This window comes from Pseudomonas urethralis (genome assembly GCF_021602465.1).
GTDB classification, from domain to species: Bacteria; Pseudomonadota; Gammaproteobacteria; order Pseudomonadales; family Pseudomonadaceae; genus Aquipseudomonas; species Aquipseudomonas vlassakiae.
Genome location: NZ_BQIJ01000003.1, coordinates 89,118 through 104,550, shown reverse-complemented (window position 1 = coordinate 104,550; position 15,433 = coordinate 89,118). Strand labels below are relative to the sequence as shown.

The following is a 15,433-nucleotide window of genomic DNA, read 5'->3' as shown; positions in this document are numbered from 1 at the left end:
AGCCGCGAAGGGCCGGTACAGGCTGCAGAGAATCAAGCGATGGAACGCAGCACTCCGCCATCCACCCGCAAGGCCGCCCCGGTAGTCGCACTGGCCTGCATCGAGGCCAGGTACACCACCATGTTGGCCACCTCCTCCACCGTCGCCAACCGCTTGATCAGCGAAGTCGGCCGGTGCTCGGCCAGGAAGTTGGCCTCCAGCTCTTCGGTGGATACCCCCTGTTCCTGCGCCAGCTTGGCAAAGAAGTCACCCACCCCCTCCGAGCGGGTCGGCCCCGGCAGCACCGAGTTCACCGTCACCCCAGTACCCGCCAAGGTCTCGGCCAGGCCACGGGACACCGCCAGCAGCGCCGTCTTGGTCATGCCGTAATGAATCATCTCGGTCGGGATCTGCAACGCCGACTCGCTGGACAGGAAGATCACCCGCCCCCACTTGCGCTGTGCCATCCCCTGGGCGTAGTGGCGCGACAGGCGCACGGCGCTGAGTACGTTGACGTCGAAGAAGCGCTGCCAGTCGGCATCATCGATTTCGAAGAACGGCTTGGGCTCGAAGATGCCGAGGTTGTTGACCAGGATATCGGTGTGCGGCACCTGGTCGAACAGCTTCTGCGCCCCCTCCTGGCTGCCCAGGTCGGCGGCGATGCCGATGATGCGAGCTTGCGGCAGGCGCTCGCGCACCACTTTGAGTGCTTCATCGACACGGGCCTGGGTACGGCCGTTGAGTACCACTTCGGCGCCCGCCTCGGCCAGGCCGATGGCGATAGCCAGGCCGATGCCAGCGGTAGAGCCGCTGACGATGGCGCGCTTGCCGTTCAAGGAAATGTGCATCTGTGCTCCCTCTCTAGCTATGAGAATGCTGCGGCGGCTCGTCGAATGCCTGCCAGCCACCGCCCAAGGCCTTGTACAGCCCTACCAGCGCCTGCGACACCGCGGCAGAACTGTCGATCCACTGCTCTTCGCTGGCCAGCAAGGCACCCTGCACGGTCAGCACGTTGAGAAAGTCCACCGCGCCTTCCACATACTGGCGCTGGGCGGTTTCCAGGGCGATGCGGTTCTGCCGCACCGCCTCGGCCAGGTGGTCGCGACGCAACTGGCTGGCGTTGTACAGGCGTAGCACATCGTCGATTTCGTGCCAGGCACCGAGCACCACCTTGCGGTAGTTGAGCGCTGCTTCCTGCTGCTGCGCCTCGCGCAGTTGCAGGGTGCCCTTGAGCCGGCCACCTTCGAAGATCGGCAGTGACAACTGGGGGCCGAAGGCGAAGCGACGCGCATCCCAGCCGCCGAAATCGGCCAGTTGCATGGCCTGGAAACCGACACTGCCAGACAGGCGGATACTGGGATAGAAGTCGGCCTTGGCGACACCAATGCTCGCAGTGGCAGCATGCAGGCGTGCCTCGGCCTGGCGGATGTCCGGGCGCCGTTCGGCCAGCTCGGAGGGCAAGCCGATAGCGAACTTCTGCTGCGGCGCCGGCAGCTCTCCCGCTTGCAGCAGCTCGGCCTGCAGGCTGCGCGGCGGTTCGGCGGCCAGCAGGCTGAGGGCATTGATCAGGTCGTCGCGCCGGGCCTCAAGGCTTGGCAGGCGCGCCTCGATGGACGCCACCTGGGCGCTGGCCTGGGCCACGTCGAGCCGGGTGGCGACACCTTCGGCCTGACGATCCCGGGAGAGCTTCAGGCTGTGCTCGGCGACCTTCAGGTTGTCGCGGGTCACCTCCAGGGTGTGCTGCACGGCACGCAGCTGAATGTAGTTGCCGGCGGTTTCCGAGAGCAGCGCCAGCAGCACGCCACGGCGGTCGTTCTCGGCCACTTCGACGGTGGCATCGGCCGCTTCCACCTGGCGCCGCACACGGCCCCAGAGGTCCAGCTCCCAGCCGGCGACCAGGTCGCCCTGCCAGAGGTTGAAGGCTGACTTGCCGGCATTGCCGGACGGGTCGCTCAGGCCTTCGGCACTGTTGCGGGCACGGCTGTAACCGACATTGGCATCGACCGAAGGTGTTTCATCGGCTGCCACCGTGCTACGCAAGGCACGGCTTTGCAACAGGCGGGCACTGGCCATCTGCAGATCGAGATTGTTGGCAGCTACCCGCTGGATCAGTGCGCTCAGGCGTGCGTCATGGAAGGTGTCCCACCAGCGCAGTTCCAGCGGCTCGGCTTGTGGCTGGCTGGCAGCGGCTTCACCTTGCAGCGCTGCCCATTGCTGTGGCGCCTGGCTGTCGGGGCGCTGGAAATCCGGCCCGAGGGTGCAGCCGGCCATCAGCACGGCCAGCAGCAGCGGGCTGAAGCGTACGGCAGGTTTCATCGGGCGCTCACCTCTTTGCCGGCCAGCTTGTCACCCTGGGTGTCGATGGTTGCTTCCACCGACATGCCCACGCGCAGGCGTTCGAGCAGCGGTTGGCCGTCATCGAAGACGATCTTCACCGGAATGCGTTGCACCACCTTGGTGAAATTGCCGGTGGCATTGTCCGGTTTCACCGCGGCGAAGGTCACACCGGTCGCCGGGGCGATGCTCTCGACATGGCCTGTAAGGGTTTCACCGGTAAAGGTGTCGACGCTGATGCTGACCGGCTGGCCTGGCTGTACATGGGTCAGCTGAGTTTCCTGGAAGTTGCCGACCACATAGGCATGCTGCAAAGGCACCACCGAAAGCAGGCGCGCACCGGGGTTGACGAAGGCGCCGACGCGCAGCGCACGCTCGCCGACCATGCCGTCGACCGGCGCAGTGATGCGGGTGTAGGACAGGTCCAGCTGGGCCTTCTCCAGGCCGGCTTCGGCACGCTTCAGCTGGCCATCGGCGCTGGCCACCTGGGCCGTGAGGATGTCCACCTGCTTGCGGGTTGCCACCAACGCCGCCTGGGCGTTGGCCAGCCGGGCGCGGGCCTGGTCGACGCGGCTGCGCGCCTGCTGGGCGTTCTGCACGGTACCGGCACCCTGCTCGGCCAGGCGGCTGTAGCGGTTGACCTCATGGTCGGCGAACGCCGCTTCAGCCTGCGCCGCTGTCACCGCTGCCTGGGCCTGGGCAATCAATGCGGCCTGGCGCTCCAGGGTGGCACGGGCATCGGCGCTTTGCGCCTTGGCCACCAGCAACTGGGCCTGGGCCGCATCCAGCGCAGCCTGGTAATCACGGGCGTCGATGGTCGCCAGCAACTGGCCGGCCTGCACCTGCTGGTTGTCTTCGACCAGCACGTCCTTGATGAAGCCGGCAACCTTGGGGGCGACCACGGTGTAGTCGGCGATCACGTAGGCATCGTTGGTGCGCTGCCGGTGGTCGCTGCCTAACAGCCAGGGGCCGACGATTCCGGCCAGCACGGCGACGGCGAGCACCGAGCCGATGAGAAGGGTTTTACGGTGGTGGGTCATGTCAGTGTCTCGAAGTCATCCAGGGTTCAGGCCACCGCGCGCGGCGGATAGACCCGGGTAGGCACGAAAGGAATCAGGCAGATCAGGGCCACGGCGATGCAGGCCATGACCAGGTAAAGGTCGGCTGACGTCAGCACCTGCGCCTGGTCGTGAATGCGCTTGGCAAGGCCGGCAGCGTTGTCGTCGATCAGCGGGGCGTTGCCCAGGCTGTCCACCAGGTGGTTGGAATGAAAGTGCCGACGCAGGGTGCCCAAGGCATCCAGCAGGCCACCGGCAATCACGGCAGCCAGGCCCTTGACGGTGTTGAACCAGCTGGAGGCGAACGGCCCCTCCTGCGGGGTCATGCCGTTGGTGGAGAGCATCAGCAGTGGCAGCACGGCCATGGGCTGGCCGAACACCTGCAGCAGGTAGAACGGGTAGAAATCGCCACGGATCCACGCGCTGGTCAGCAGGCTGCTGCCCGCGCACGACACCGCCAGCATGGCCAGGCCGGTGGCCAGCACCCAGCGGCAGTCCACCGCCCGGATGTTGCACAGCGCAGCGGTCAGCGGCAGGGCGATCAGCTGCGGCATGGCTACCAGCAGCATCAGCGGGCTGGTCTGCGCCGGGCGGTAGCCCTGGATCTGCGCCAGGTACGCGGATGGGATGGTGCCGACGCCGGACAGCACGATCAGTACCCCGGCCAGGGTCACCAGGGCAAAACTGAGGTTGCGCCGCTGCAGCATGCGCAGCTGGAAGAACGGCAGCGGCTCGGACCATTCGTTGTACATGAACAGCACGAGCAACAGCACACCAGCGCCCAGCAACCAGCAGATCAGCGGCGAATCAAACCAGCCCCAGCGGTCACCGAGCGACAGGCCCAGGACGATGCAGCTGATCGCTGGCAGGCCGAGCAACACGCCGCGCCAGTCGAACTGCTTGAAACGCTCCAGACGCAATGGGTCTTGCGGCAAGCCCCAGCCGACACAGAACATCGCCAGCGCCGAGGGCAGGATGATCTGCCAGAACGCCCACTGCCAGCCGACGTACTCGGTCCACAGGCCAGCCAGCGGCGTCCCTAGGTTGGGCCCGAAAGTGGCGGTCAGGGCGTAGCAGGCCAAGCCATAGACCTTGATGCCGGGAGGCAGGAAGCGCAGCGCCACGCTCATCAGCATCGGCGGCAAGGCGCCCGAGGCGAACCCCTGAAGCACGCGCAGCAGCATCAGGCTGTGCAGATTGGGGGCGAATGGTTGCAGCAACCCGAGCACGGCAAACAGGCCGACCGCACTCATGGTGAAGCGGCGCAGAGAGAAGGTGGTGGCCAACCAAGGCGCGAAGGCCATGGCCGATACCGACGCAGCGCTGTAGACCGCCAGCAACCAGGCGCCTTCGTCGGCACCGATGCCCATGGCGCCGCGGATATCGGCGAGAGAGATCTTGGTGACCGACTCGTTGAGGCCGGCACAAAGCACCGCCAGCAACACACCAAACAGCCCGACCACCACCCGCAGGCCGAACGCCGTCTGCGCAGGCGCGGCCGGCGCAGGGGCGGCGGCCATCGCGGCAGAAGGGGTGGACAAGGAACTCATGGGAAGACATCTCCAGCAACAAATTTGCGACTGGAGCAAGTCTATGAAGGCTCAATGCTGACGAAAACTGACTTCTCGGCAGGTTTATGTTGCGTCAGACGCAATCCGCCTCAAGGGTCGACGCTGCAACAGGCCTTCAAGGTCTGCCGCAGCCAGCGGTGTGCCGGGTCGTTGTGAAAGCGCGGGTGCCATGCCTGCAGCACCGTAACCCGCTCCAGCGGCACCGGGATCTCGAACGAGCGCAACGGCAGCCCGAGCTTGTGCACGCTGTTGAGGATATTGGCCGGCATCGGCAGGATCAGGTCGGAGTCCGGCAGCGAGAACAGCGCCGAGTGGAAACTCGGGGTGATCAGCGCCACCCGCCGCTGCACCTTGAAATTGGCCAGTTCGACATCGATCGGCCCGTTGGCGCGGCCACGGCGGGACACGCTGATCTGTGGATAACTGGCGAAGCTGGCCGGGGTGATCGGCTGGTCGAAGATCGGATGATCACGCCGTGCCAGGCCCACGTAGAAAGTCTGGAACAGGCTCTGCACCTTGATCTCCGGGCCCAGGTCAACGGTGGAGCTGATGATCAGGTCCGTGCGCCCATCGCGCAGCACGCTGTCGTCATCGCCACCGGGGCTTTCCGGCACGAAGCGCAGCACCGTGCGCGGCGCCTGTTCATGCATACGGCGCAGCAGCGGCGCGCCATACAAAGCGATGAACAGGTCATTGGTGCGAATGTTGAAGGCGCGATCGAGCCTGGGCAGGTCGACTGCATCGGCGCTGCGGAACACTTCGCCAGCCTGCTCCACCAGTGCCGCCACCTGCTCGCGCAAGGCCAGCGCCCGCGGCGTCGGCACCAGGCCACGGCCGGCGCGCACCAGGATCGGGTCGCCCAGTGCATCACGGATACGCCCCAGGGTACGGCTCATCGCCGCCGGGCTCAGGTTCATGCGCTGCGCGGCGCCGACCACGCTGCCTTCGTCGAGCAGGGCATCGAGGGCGACGAGCAGGTTCATGTCCGGGAGTTGCATGGCCGTTTTCCGTTACCGCTGTGGGGAAAGCCGATGGTAGCAGGTTGGCCGATTGCGTCAGACACAATGCGTTCGTGCGTGGTGGGGCATTTATCCAGGGCGCGGATTGAGCCAAGAATGATGGATGGCAGGTTCGGCCCTTCGCGGGTGAACCCGCTCCCACAGGTACGGCAAAAACCTGTAGGAGCGGGTTTACCCGCGAAGAGGCCGAACCTGCTGAAACATCTGCCAGCGCCAAGAAGGATTCCCAATGCCCAGCCCCGTCCTGATCGCAATAGATGCCTCCCCCGCAAGCACCGCCCTGCTCACGCTCGCCCGCCGCTACTGCCGCCCCGGCGAACACGAACTGCATGTGTTGCTGGCCATCGATTCCACCTTCGCCGTTCACGACAGGCCCGCGCCCTACACCACCGAGGAACTGGAGGAGTATCCCGCCGCCTGCGAAGAGCAACGCCTGGGCGACCGCGCCGTGGCCGAAGCGGTGGCGCTGCTGCAACAGGCCGGCTTCAGCAGCCAGGGCTGCATGGTCGCCGGTCAGCCGGTCGAGGCAATTGTGGCCAAGGCACAGGAACTGAACTGCGAGCTGATCATCATGGGCCACCGCCACCTGTCGCGGCTGGGGCGGTTACTGGACCCGTCGATCAGCGCGAAGGTGATTGACCGGGTCGAGGTACCGGTGTTGGTGGGGGCAGCTTGAACCGCTTATCAGTCAGGTAATGCAACTGCATTGACCATGCAATGCAATCGCATTACCTTGATAAGCATCGTTGTAACTCTATGGACAACTGCCCATGGCTACCACTTTCGAAGTCGAGTCCACGCTGACCGATCGCTACCAGACCACCGTTCCTGAAACGGTGCGCCGTGCTTTGGGTTTGAAAAAGCGTGACAAAATCCATTACTCGATTCGCCCTGACGGTGATGTGATACTCACCCGCGCAGAGGCAACCGAGGACGATCCCGTGCTAGGCCAGTTCCTGAATTTTCTGGCTCACGACATCGCAACCAATCCTCAACGGCTGCAGGTTGTCGATGCAGACCTCATCGCTCGCCTTGACAAGCTCGTGGGTGATGCAGAGGTCGACCTTGATCAACCTCTGTCGGCGGAAGATGAATGAATGATGCGAACAGGAAGCCGCTTGTAATTCATGGCTGGACTGTCTTTGCCCACCCGCTGTTTCTGGCCAAACTGGAAGCACTCAGCGCGCAAGTTCAGGCTCAGATACTGAAAGACCCGGCGGGTTACACGAAGAAGAATGCTTTCAAGCGGCTGGCGGCCATCAGGCGCTTGGCATTTGATGTGATTCCGCAGGACCCGACCAAGGCTGAATACCGGCAGGGCGCAACGCTGGGTAGTGACCACAAGCACTGGTTCAGAGTGAAGTTCTTTCAGCAATACCGGTTGTTCTTTCGCTACCACACTGCCAGCCGGATCATCGTGCTGGCCTGGGTCAATGACGAATCGAGCAAACGGGCCTACGACAGCAGCGACGACGCTTACAAGGTCTTTCAAAAGATGCTGCTGACCGGCCACCCTCCAGACGATTGGGATCAACTGCTGAAAGAGTGCGGGCCTGCGCATGCCAGGCCCGGTTAGCAGCATTCACTCCTCGCCCGGCTTCACCACCACCGTACAAGTCGTCCCCGCCGCCAGCAAAAAACCGTCCGGCACTTCATCAATGTGAATCCGCACCGGCACCCGCTGTGCCAGGCGCACCCAGTTGAACGTCGGGTTCACATCGGCGATCAGCTCGCGGCTCTGCGGGTTGTCGCGGTCGTAGATGCCGCGGGCGATGCTCTCCACGTGCCCCTTGAGGCGCTCGCCGCTCATCATTTGCAGCTCGGCCTGGTTACCCACCTTCACATGCGGCAGCTTGGTCTCTTCGAAGAAGCCGTACACCCAGAACGAGTGCTCGTCGACCACCGCCATCACCGCTTCTCCGGTACGCGCATAGTCGCCCTTGTGAATGTTCAGGTTGGTCACGTAACCGTCCACCGTAGCGACGATCTGGGTGCGCTTGAGGTTCAGCTCGGCTGCCGCCAGTTGGGCCTGGGCCTGCTGGTAGTCGGCCTGGGCGGAGTTGGCGATGTTGCTGGCGTCGTCACGGTTTTCCCTGGAGATCACCAGGTTGTCCATGTCGGCACGGCGCTTGGCGTTGACCTTGCGCATTTCCCAGGTGGCCTTGCGCGAGGCGACCAGGGCCTTGGCCTGGTCGACCGCCAGCTGGTAGTGCTCAGGGTCGATCTGGATCAGCAGGTCACCCTTCTTTACCCGCTGGTTGTCCTTGACCGGGACGTCCACCACATAGCCTGGCACGTCGGCGGCGACGTTGATGATGTCAGCACGCACGCGGCCGTCGCGGGTCCACGGCGTGGTCATGTAGTGCAGCCACAACTGGCGTCCGATCACTACGGCAGCGGCCAGCACCAGCAGGGTAGCGATCAGGCTGAAGAACTTTTTCATCGAAGGATTCTCACCAGTAGAGCGACAGCGCCAGGGCGCCGAACAGGCAGACGAACAGGCTCAGGCGCAGCAGCGCCGGGTGCCAGAAGAAGCGGTAGCCATCATGGCTGGCGATGAACCGGTCCAGGCCCCAGGCCAGGCCCAGGGCGAACAGGAACATCAGGGTCATGGTGGGCATGTAAACGCCATGAAAGGCGATCTCGCGGGGCATGCTTTCACGGAGCATCGTGCAATCCTTTCGCCGGGGTCAGCGGCGACTGTGGGTCCAGCAGGGAGGAACGGATGAAGTGCAGGTAGCTCTGCACCCGGCGCAGCACCGAAGTGTCGAAATGCCGGGCGAAGGGTTCATCGGTGGCCTGCACCCGCGCGATGGCATGGTCCACCGCGACCAGCGCACGCTCGTAGTTGCTGGCGCTGGGCTGCAGGAACAGGCGGGCCAGGGCGCGGCCCATGACACGAATGGCCTGGCGCCACGGTTGTGACTCGGCGTAGGCCGGGTGAATCGGCGCCCGGGCCTGCTCCTTGCGCAGTTCGATGATGGCGTGGCCGATCTCCAGCACGGTGAACATCCAGCCCATCAGCTGGCTCTGTACCTGCGGCTTGCCGGCAGCCAGGCCATAGGCCTGGTGCAACAGGTCGCGGGTGCGGCTTTCGAAGGCCGAACCGAGCCCACGCAGGCGGCCGCTGATGGCGAACAGCACCTGCCCGCGCAGCTCCTGCTCCAGGCGACTCCATAGCCAGCGACTGTTCGGCGGCAGGATGATCGCGCCGGCTGCGGCGCAGACGAACATGCCGATGACCATGCCGATGTAGTCGTTGATGAAGCTGTACGGGTCATAGATCGTCAGGTTGTTCGGCACCGAGCCGATGGCGAAGAACACCAGCAGGCCGATGCCGTAACCGGCGTACGCCGGTCGCGACGAGAGGAACGCACCGAGCACGAACACCGGCGCCAGGACCATGCACAGCAGCGCGAAGCCGTCGATCCAGGGGAACACGAAGAAGGTTTCGAAGAAACCGATGAAGGCCCCGATCGCCGTGCCACAGGCCATCTGGAACGACATGCGTTTGGGGTTCGGCGAAGCGGCCGAGAGGCCCACGGTGACGGTGGCGATCAGGGTCATCATGGCGCCGCTGGGCCAGTCGCTCATCAGCCAGTAACTGCCCAGCAGCAACAGCACCGCGCAAGCGCGCACCCCGGCAGCCAGCGACACCAGCCAGCTGGTCTGCGCCACGTAGGGCTCGTCCCATTGCTCGCGCTCGTGTTTGTGCGCGGCCAGCGAAGCGTGGGTTTCGGCGTAGCTGTACATCTCGTCGACGAAGCGGTAGAGCAGTTCGAACGCAGTGTGGAAGTCCAGCAGGTCGGCTTCGCTGGGCTGGGTGGCCAGATAGTCGGCGCGCAAGCTACGCACCTGCGCCTGCAGGCCCTCCTTGTAGGCCGCCAGCTCCAGCGTCAGGCGCAGCGCATCGGCGTCGGTCAGGGCCCGGCCCACATAGGGCTGCAACAGCTCCACCAAGGTGTTCAGGCCAGGCTCGATGGCGCCGACGATCTGCAGCGGGCCGCGCGCGCGCAGGCGCTCCAGCAGGTGGTGCAAAGCGTTGAAGCGCGTGGTGATGGCCATGAACTCGCTGTTCATGCGCACCAATCGGCCAGAGCGGCGACGCATGTGCGGGTCTTCGAAGGCGGTAACGTTGCGCAGGCTCTCCAGCCCCACCGCTTCGGCGACGAAGCGCACGTTGCTGGCCTCGAAGCGGTCGCGCTGGCTATCGCCGCGCAAGGCTTCCACGACGACCCCGGCGAACACGCCGAAACGCTGGTACAGGGCGTTGCGCATGGCGGCACTGGCCGACTGCGGCAGCACCGCGGCGCTGACGAAGGTCGACACCAGGATGCCCAGGGCGATCTCCAGCACCCGCCATACGGCCGCCATGAACGCCTGGTCCGGGTGCTGCAGCACCGGCAGGCCGATCATGGCTGCGGTGTAGCCGGCGAGGACGAAGCCATAGGCGCGGAAGGTGCGGTAGCGCATGGCGCCGGCCGAGCACAGGCCGACCCACACCGCCAGGCTGGGCAGGAACAGCTCGGTGTTCTGCGGGAAGATGGCGATCAGCGCGACCATCATCGCCGAACCGGCCAGGGTACCGAGCACCCGGTAGAAGCTCTTGGCGAACACATGGCCGCTTTGCGGCTGCATGACGATGAACACGGTGATCATCGCCGTGCGCGGTTGCGGCAGCTCCAGGCGCATGGCCAGCCACAGGGTAATGAACGCGGCCGCAAGCACCTTGAAGATGTACACCCACGTCACGCCGTCGGTGCGCGCCCAGGCGAAGAAGCCCCGGCGCCATTCCAGGCTCTGCAGCCAGCGCACGGGCAAACTGGAAGTGCTCATTCGGCGTCATCCGCCTTGTCGAAAATGGCCAGGGTGGCCGGGGTTTTCGGTGCTGCCTGGCGTTCTTCCTGCGGCACGTCCCGGCCAGCCTGCAGGCCGCCCCCCAGGGCGGTGACCAGTTCGGCATGGGCGATCAGGCGGGCAGCCTGTACCTGCTGCTGCACCTGCTGCTGGCGAAACAGCAAGGTCTGCGCGTTGAGCACATTGAGGTAGTCGGTCAGGCCGCGCTGGAAGGCCACCGTGGCGATGTCGTAGGTCTTCTGCGCAGCGGCCACCGATTCGGCAGCGAAGTGCGACTGTTCCTTCATCGATTCACGGCGGATCAGTTGATCGGAAATGTTCTTCAGCGCGCCGACCACGGTCTGGTTGTAGCGCGCCACCGCTACGTCATAACTCGCCGAGGCTACGCCCAGCTGCGAGCGCAGGCGACCACCGTCGAAGATCGGCAGGCTGATCGCCGGGCCGACGTTGTAGTTGAACTTGCGCCCTGTCAGGAATTCCAGCGGACCACCGCCAGTGGCCATGAAGCCGAGGCTGCCGACCAGGTCGACGTTGGGGAAGAAGCCGGCATGGGCGACATCGATGCCACGGGCCTGGGCGGCGACCTGCCAGCGGCTGGCGACCACGTCCGGGCGCTGGCCGACCAGTTCGGCAGGCAGGTTCGACGGCAGTTTCAGCGGGGCCGCGAGGGCCAGGGTCGGCCGTTGCAATTGCGCGCCCTCCCCCGGTCCTTTACCGGCCAGCGCCGCCAACTGGTTACGGGTCAGGGCGATTTCCTCGTCGAGGCTGTCGAGCTGGCGATGGGTTTCGGGCAGCGGTGCCTCGGCCTGGCTGACCTCGAAATGGGTGCCGATGCCGCCATCCAGGCGGCGCTTGGCCAGGGCCAGGATCTGCTCCTGCTGTTCCAGCTCGGCCTTGACGATATCGCGCTGGGCGAACTGCAGGCTCAGCTGGATGTAGGCACGTACCACATTGTTCTGCAGTTCCAGCTGCGCCTGGCGGGCCTCGGCCACGCTCATGTGCGCCTGGTCGACCGCCTGCTCGCTGGCGTTGCGTTCGCGGCCCCACAGGTCCAGCGCGTAGCTGAAGCCGATGGCGGCGTTGTTGTCCCAGGTGTTGGCGCCCGACAGCGCGCCAGGGCCGTAGAACTGGTCCTCGGGCCAGTTGTGCCGCTTGAGCGTGGCGTCACCGTTGACCTGGAGCTTTTCCGCCGACTCGACCACACCGGCCATGGCCTTGGCTTCACGCACACGCGCAGCGGCCATGGCCAGGCTTGGGCTACCGGCTATGGCGAGGTCGATCCAGCGGTCGAGTTGTGGGTCGCCATAGGCCTGCCACCAGCGCTGGTCAGGCCAGTGCGCGTCGCTGGCCGCTTCGCGAATGGCCGCGTCGGTGATCAAGGTATTGGCTTGCAGGGTCTTGCTTTGCGGGGCGATCCCCCAGGTTCCGATACAGCCGCTCAAGGTGAGACAAAGGGCACAGGCACTGAACACTTCAAGCGTTCTGTTGATGCGACGCGGCACAGCTGCGATTTCCCGAGGAAGAGGTGGAGGGGCCGCGCAATTCTAGGGGGCCGCCGCACTGGCGATAAGCGTATATTCTTGCGAATCTTTGTTACCGAAACGGCGATAATCCGGCTTTGGTCGAACGCACATTCGCGTTACTTCGTGACACAATTTTGTCCTCTACCTTGAGAGTGACCCATGGACACCCTGCAAAACATGCGTGCTTTCAGTTGCGTAGCCCAGCTAGGCAGCTTTACCGCTGCCGCGGCGCAACTGGATACGACCACCGCGAACGTGTCGCGGGCGGTCTCCAACCTGGAAGCCCATCTGCAAACCCGGCTGCTCAACCGCACCACCCGGCGCATCGCCCTGACCGAGGCCGGCAAGCGTTACCTGATGCGCTGTGAACAGATCCTTACCTATGTCGAAGAAGCCGAAGCCGAAGCCAGCGATGCCCATGCCCGGCCTGCCGGCCAATTGAAGGTGCATTCGATGACCGGGGTCGGTCAGCACTTCGTGGTAGACGCCATTGCCCGCTACCGCGAATCGCACCCGGACGTGACCTTCGACCTGACCATGGCCAACCGCGTGCCCGACCTGCTCGACGAGGGTTACGACGTGTCCATCGTGCTGGCCACCGAGCTGCCGGACTCGGGCTTCGTCTCGCAACGCCTGGGCATCACCTACAGCATTGTCTGCGCCTCCCCGGAGTACGTGGCCAAGCACGGTTTTGCCCATAAACCGGTCGACCTGCTCAAGCATGCCTGCCTGCGCATGGTCAGCCCGGTGATTCCACTGGAAAAATGGCTGTTCGACGGCCCGGAGGGCCAGGAGCTGGTCAACATCACCAGCTCACCGTTCCAGGTCAACTCGGCGGATGCGATGAAAACCGCGATCCGCAGTGGCATGGGCATGGGGGTGTTGCCGATCTACTCGGTGATCGATGGCTTGCGCGACGGCAGCCTGGTGCGGGTGATGCCGGAGTACCGGCTGCAGGAGCTCAACCTGTATGCCATCTACCCTTCGCGCCAATACCTGGATGCCAAGATCAAGACCTGGGTCGAGTACCTGCGCAACTCGCTGCCGGAAATTCTGGCGGCCCATGAAGCCGACCTGAAAACCCACGAATTGCTGATCGCCAACTGAAAAAGCTGCTGCACGGCGGCGGTGGACAATGGTAGGTTGCTAACCAATCAACCCGACCCACCGCCCCGAGAAGTTGCCGATGAAAAAGACCGTCCTGGCCTTCAGCCGCATCACCCCCGCCATGGCCGAGCGCCTGCAGCAAGACTTCAACGTGATCGTGCCGAACCCCAAGCTCGGTGACATCAGTGCCCAGTTCAACGAAGCCCTGCCCGAGGCCCACGGCCTGATCGGCGCCGGCCGCAAGCTCGGCCGCGCGCAGCTCGAAGGTGCAGGCAAGCTCGAAGTGGTGTCCAGCGTCTCGGTTGGCTATGACAACTATGACGTCGACTATTTCAACGAGCGCGGCATCGCCCTGACCAACACTCCGGACGTGCTCACCGAAAGCACCGCCGACCTGGGTTTCTCGCTGATCATGGGCTGCGCCCGCCGCACCGCCGAACTCGACGCCTGGACCAAGGCCGGCAACTGGCAGGCCACGGTGGCCCCTTCGCACTTCGGTAGCGATGTGCATGGCAAGACGCTGGGCATCGTCGGCTTGGGCAACATCGGTGCCGCCGTCGCCCGCCGTGGCCGCTTCGGCTTCAACATGTCGATCCTGTACGCTGGCAACAGCCGCAAGACTGCCCTGGAACAAGAACTGGGCGCCCGGTACCGCAGCCTCGAGCAACTGCTGGCCGAGTCCGACTTCGTCTGCCTGGTGGTGCCGCTGTCCGATGCCACGCGCAGGTTGATCGGCGCCCGTGAACTGAAGCTGATGAAACCGAGCGCGTTCCTGATCAACATCGCCCGCGGCCCGGTGGTCGACGAGGCGGCGCTGATCGAGGCGCTGCAGAACGGCACTATTCGTGGCGCAGGCCTGGATGTGTACGAGAAGGAGCCGCTGAGCGAGTCGCCGCTATTCCAGCTGCCCAATGCGCTGACCTTGCCGCACATCGGTTCGGCGACGGCCGAAACCCGCGAGGCCATGGCTAACCGGGCGATGGAGAACCTACGTGCGGCGTTGCTCGGTGAGCGGCCGCGGGACTTGGTGAATCCACAGGTATGGAAGGGCTGAAAGCCCTCTGTAGCTCACTCATGCCAGAGCGGTGGCGGCTTTTTTGAGCCGAGGCTTGCGAAACACCAGGACATTGCCCGCCATCACCGCTACCAGCCCCAGCAGCGCCGGGGCTGTCCATTGATAGCCTTCGACGAATGCCGATACATTCAGCGCCACCAGCGGGAACAGCACGGTGCAGTAGGCAGCCCGCTCCGGCCCCATGCGCCCGACCAGGGTCAGGTAGGCGGTAAAGCCGATCACCGAACCGGGTATGACCAGGTACAACAGCGAACCGATGTAGCGGGTGCTCCATTCCATGGCGAACGGAATGCCACTGACCAGGCAATACACCGCCAGCATCGATGCGCCGTAGGCCATGCCCCAGGCATTGGTGGTCATGGGCTTGAGCCCGGCCTTCTGCTGCATGCTGGAGAGCATGTTGCCGGCCGAGAAGCACAGCGTGCCGAGCAGTGCCAGGCCCAGGCCGTAGAGGGTTTCGCGACTGGCCGTATGATGCGAAAGCTCCGGCCAGAACAACAGGCCCAGGCCGAGCAAGCCCAGCGCACCGCCAGCGAGGACGTTGCTGGCGATCTTCTGGCCGAAAAAGATCCGCGCGTTCAGGGCATTCCACAACGTGGCGGTGGAGAACACCACGGCGATCAGGCCGCTGGCGATCCATTGGCTGGCGGTCAGGAAGCACATGAAGTTGACGCAGAACAGGCAGAACCCTTGTGCCAGGCAGATCAGGTGGCCGCGCCGGTTCATCGGCTGCAGGCGCCGCGTGAACAGAAGAATGGCGAACAGGATCAGCCCGGCCAGGGCGAAGCGGTAGACGATCGATACCGCAATGGCGACCACGCCCAGTTGCAGTTTCAGGGCGATCCAGGTGGTGCCCCAGATCAGGACGGTGAGCAGGTACAGCGCGAGGTTCATGGTGGCGATTCCTTGG

General features: G+C 64.6%; 15 protein-coding genes. 5 read left to right on the top strand and 10 right to left on the bottom strand.

What is annotated here, in order from left to right; genetic code table 11:
* Positions 1–32: 32 nt before the first annotated feature.
* The 5 genes from L6D64_RS05995 to L6D64_RS05975 all read right to left on the bottom strand — a co-directional run bounded on the left by L6D64_RS05995 (position 33) and on the right by L6D64_RS05975 (position 5,940).
* A complete protein-coding gene (locus L6D64_RS05995; RefSeq protein ID WP_176508253.1) occupies positions 33–827 on the bottom strand; it encodes an SDR family NAD(P)-dependent oxidoreductase in 795 nt (264 codons plus the stop codon).
* A gap of 13 nt (positions 828–840) precedes the next feature.
* Positions 841–2,295 (bottom strand): efflux transporter outer membrane subunit, encoded by a 1,455-nt coding sequence (locus tag L6D64_RS05990; RefSeq protein ID WP_176508252.1) that lies wholly within the window; start codon positions 2,293–2,295, stop codon positions 841–843.
* Positions 2,292–3,353 carry an HlyD family secretion protein gene (locus L6D64_RS05985; protein ID WP_176508251.1) on the bottom strand — a complete coding sequence of 354 codons (1,062 nt, stop codon included), beginning with the start codon at positions 3,351–3,353 and terminating at the stop codon, positions 2,292–2,294. Before L6D64_RS05985 ends, L6D64_RS05990 begins: the two co-directional genes overlap by 4 nt.
* A 26-nt stretch (positions 3,354–3,379) precedes the next feature.
* Positions 3,380–4,921, bottom strand: coding sequence for an MFS transporter (locus L6D64_RS05980; RefSeq protein WP_176508250.1), 1,542 nt, complete (start codon positions 4,919–4,921; stop codon positions 3,380–3,382).
* A 110-nt stretch (positions 4,922–5,031) separates the two neighbouring features.
* The gene (locus L6D64_RS05975) at positions 5,032–5,940 is read right to left on the bottom strand and encodes a LysR family transcriptional regulator (protein WP_176508249.1); all 909 of its coding nucleotides are present in this window, start codon (positions 5,938–5,940) and stop codon (positions 5,032–5,034) included.
* 250 nt (positions 5,941–6,190) lie between these two features.
* Between L6D64_RS05975 and L6D64_RS05970 the strand changes: the two genes are divergently transcribed.
* The 3 genes from L6D64_RS05970 (at position 6,191) to L6D64_RS05960 (ending at position 7,537) form a co-directional block, all read left to right on the top strand.
* A complete protein-coding gene (locus L6D64_RS05970; protein ID WP_176508248.1) occupies positions 6,191–6,637 on the top strand; it encodes a universal stress protein in 447 nt (148 codons plus the stop codon).
* Between the two features lie 94 nt (positions 6,638–6,731).
* Positions 6,732–7,058: a type II toxin-antitoxin system PrlF family antitoxin gene (locus L6D64_RS05965; RefSeq protein ID WP_176508247.1), complete on the top strand. Its 327-nt coding sequence runs from the start codon at positions 6,732–6,734 to the stop codon at positions 7,056–7,058.
* Positions 7,055–7,537 (top strand): type II toxin-antitoxin system YhaV family toxin, encoded by a 483-nt coding sequence (locus tag L6D64_RS05960; RefSeq protein WP_176508245.1) that lies wholly within the window; start codon positions 7,055–7,057, stop codon positions 7,535–7,537. Before L6D64_RS05965 ends, L6D64_RS05960 begins: the two co-directional genes overlap by 4 nt.
* 6 nt (positions 7,538–7,543) lie before the next feature.
* Here L6D64_RS05960 and L6D64_RS05955 read toward each other — a convergent pair whose 3' ends face one another.
* The 4 genes from L6D64_RS05955 to L6D64_RS05940 are packed head-to-tail and all read right to left on the bottom strand — an operon-like array spanning position 7,544 to position 12,320.
* Complete coding sequence (locus tag L6D64_RS05955; RefSeq protein ID WP_176508243.1) at positions 7,544–8,404, bottom strand: efflux RND transporter periplasmic adaptor subunit; 861 nt, start codon at positions 8,402–8,404, stop codon at positions 7,544–7,546.
* A gap of 10 nt (positions 8,405–8,414) precedes the next feature.
* Positions 8,415–8,615, bottom strand: a complete 201-nt coding sequence (locus L6D64_RS05950; protein ID WP_008097766.1) for a DUF1656 domain-containing protein — start codon at positions 8,613–8,615, stop codon at positions 8,415–8,417.
* A 4-nt stretch (positions 8,616–8,619) separates the two neighbouring features.
* The gene (locus L6D64_RS05945) at positions 8,620–10,797 is read right to left on the bottom strand and encodes an FUSC family protein (protein WP_176508241.1); all 2,178 of its coding nucleotides are present in this window, start codon (positions 10,795–10,797) and stop codon (positions 8,620–8,622) included.
* The gene (locus L6D64_RS05940; protein ID WP_176508239.1) at positions 10,794–12,320 is read right to left on the bottom strand and encodes an efflux transporter outer membrane subunit; all 1,527 of its coding nucleotides are present in this window, start codon (positions 12,318–12,320) and stop codon (positions 10,794–10,796) included. Before L6D64_RS05940 ends, L6D64_RS05945 begins: the two co-directional genes overlap by 4 nt.
* A 180-nt stretch (positions 12,321–12,500) precedes the next feature.
* On the opposite strand from L6D64_RS05940, the gene L6D64_RS05935 reads away from it, so the two are divergent.
* Entirely contained in the window at positions 12,501–13,448 is a 948-nt protein-coding gene (locus L6D64_RS05935) for a LysR family transcriptional regulator (protein WP_027918463.1), read from the top strand.
* Positions 13,449–13,527: 79 nt separating this feature from the next.
* Complete coding sequence (locus L6D64_RS05930) at positions 13,528–14,502, top strand: 2-hydroxyacid dehydrogenase (RefSeq protein ID WP_176508237.1); 975 nt, start codon at positions 13,528–13,530, stop codon at positions 14,500–14,502.
* Positions 14,503–14,520: 18 nt separating this feature from the next.
* Here the strand turns inward: L6D64_RS05930 and L6D64_RS05925 are convergent, their stop codons facing one another.
* The gene (locus L6D64_RS05925; RefSeq protein WP_176508236.1) at positions 14,521–15,417 is read right to left on the bottom strand and encodes a DMT family transporter; all 897 of its coding nucleotides are present in this window, start codon (positions 15,415–15,417) and stop codon (positions 14,521–14,523) included.
* Positions 15,418–15,433: the final 16 nt, after the last annotated feature.

Excerpts from the sequence above, each read along its gene's own strand:
- L6D64_RS05925 (WP_176508236.1), bottom strand. The coding sequence starts at position 15,417 with ATGAACCTCGCGCTGTACCTGCTCACCGTCCTGATCTGGGGCACCACC.
- L6D64_RS05985 (WP_176508251.1), bottom strand. The coding sequence starts at position 3,353 with ATGACCCACCACCGTAAAACCCTTCTCATCGGCTCGGTGCTCGCCGTC.
- L6D64_RS05975 (WP_176508249.1), bottom strand. The coding sequence starts at position 5,940 with ATGCAACTCCCGGACATGAACCTGCTCGTCGCCCTCGATGCCCTGCTC.
- L6D64_RS05950 (WP_008097766.1), bottom strand. The coding sequence starts at position 8,615 with ATGCCCCGCGAGATCGCCTTTCATGGCGTTTACATGCCCACCATGACC.
- L6D64_RS05935 (WP_027918463.1), top strand. The coding sequence starts at position 12,501 with ATGGACACCCTGCAAAACATGCGTGCTTTCAGTTGCGTAGCCCAGCTA.
- L6D64_RS05980 (WP_176508250.1), bottom strand. The coding sequence starts at position 4,921 with ATGAGTTCCTTGTCCACCCCTTCTGCCGCGATGGCCGCCGCCCCTGCG.
- L6D64_RS05960 (WP_176508245.1), top strand. The coding sequence starts at position 7,055 with ATGAATGATGCGAACAGGAAGCCGCTTGTAATTCATGGCTGGACTGTC.
- L6D64_RS05970 (WP_176508248.1), top strand. The coding sequence starts at position 6,191 with ATGCCCAGCCCCGTCCTGATCGCAATAGATGCCTCCCCCGCAAGCACC.
- L6D64_RS05930 (WP_176508237.1), top strand. The coding sequence starts at position 13,528 with ATGAAAAAGACCGTCCTGGCCTTCAGCCGCATCACCCCCGCCATGGCC.
- L6D64_RS05995 (WP_176508253.1), bottom strand. The coding sequence starts at position 827 with ATGCACATTTCCTTGAACGGCAAGCGCGCCATCGTCAGCGGCTCTACC.
- L6D64_RS05965 (WP_176508247.1), top strand. The coding sequence starts at position 6,732 with ATGGCTACCACTTTCGAAGTCGAGTCCACGCTGACCGATCGCTACCAG.
- L6D64_RS05945 (WP_176508241.1), bottom strand. The coding sequence starts at position 10,797 with ATGAGCACTTCCAGTTTGCCCGTGCGCTGGCTGCAGAGCCTGGAATGG.
- L6D64_RS05990 (WP_176508252.1), bottom strand. The coding sequence starts at position 2,295 with ATGAAACCTGCCGTACGCTTCAGCCCGCTGCTGCTGGCCGTGCTGATG.
- L6D64_RS05955 (WP_176508243.1), bottom strand. The coding sequence starts at position 8,404 with ATGAAAAAGTTCTTCAGCCTGATCGCTACCCTGCTGGTGCTGGCCGCT.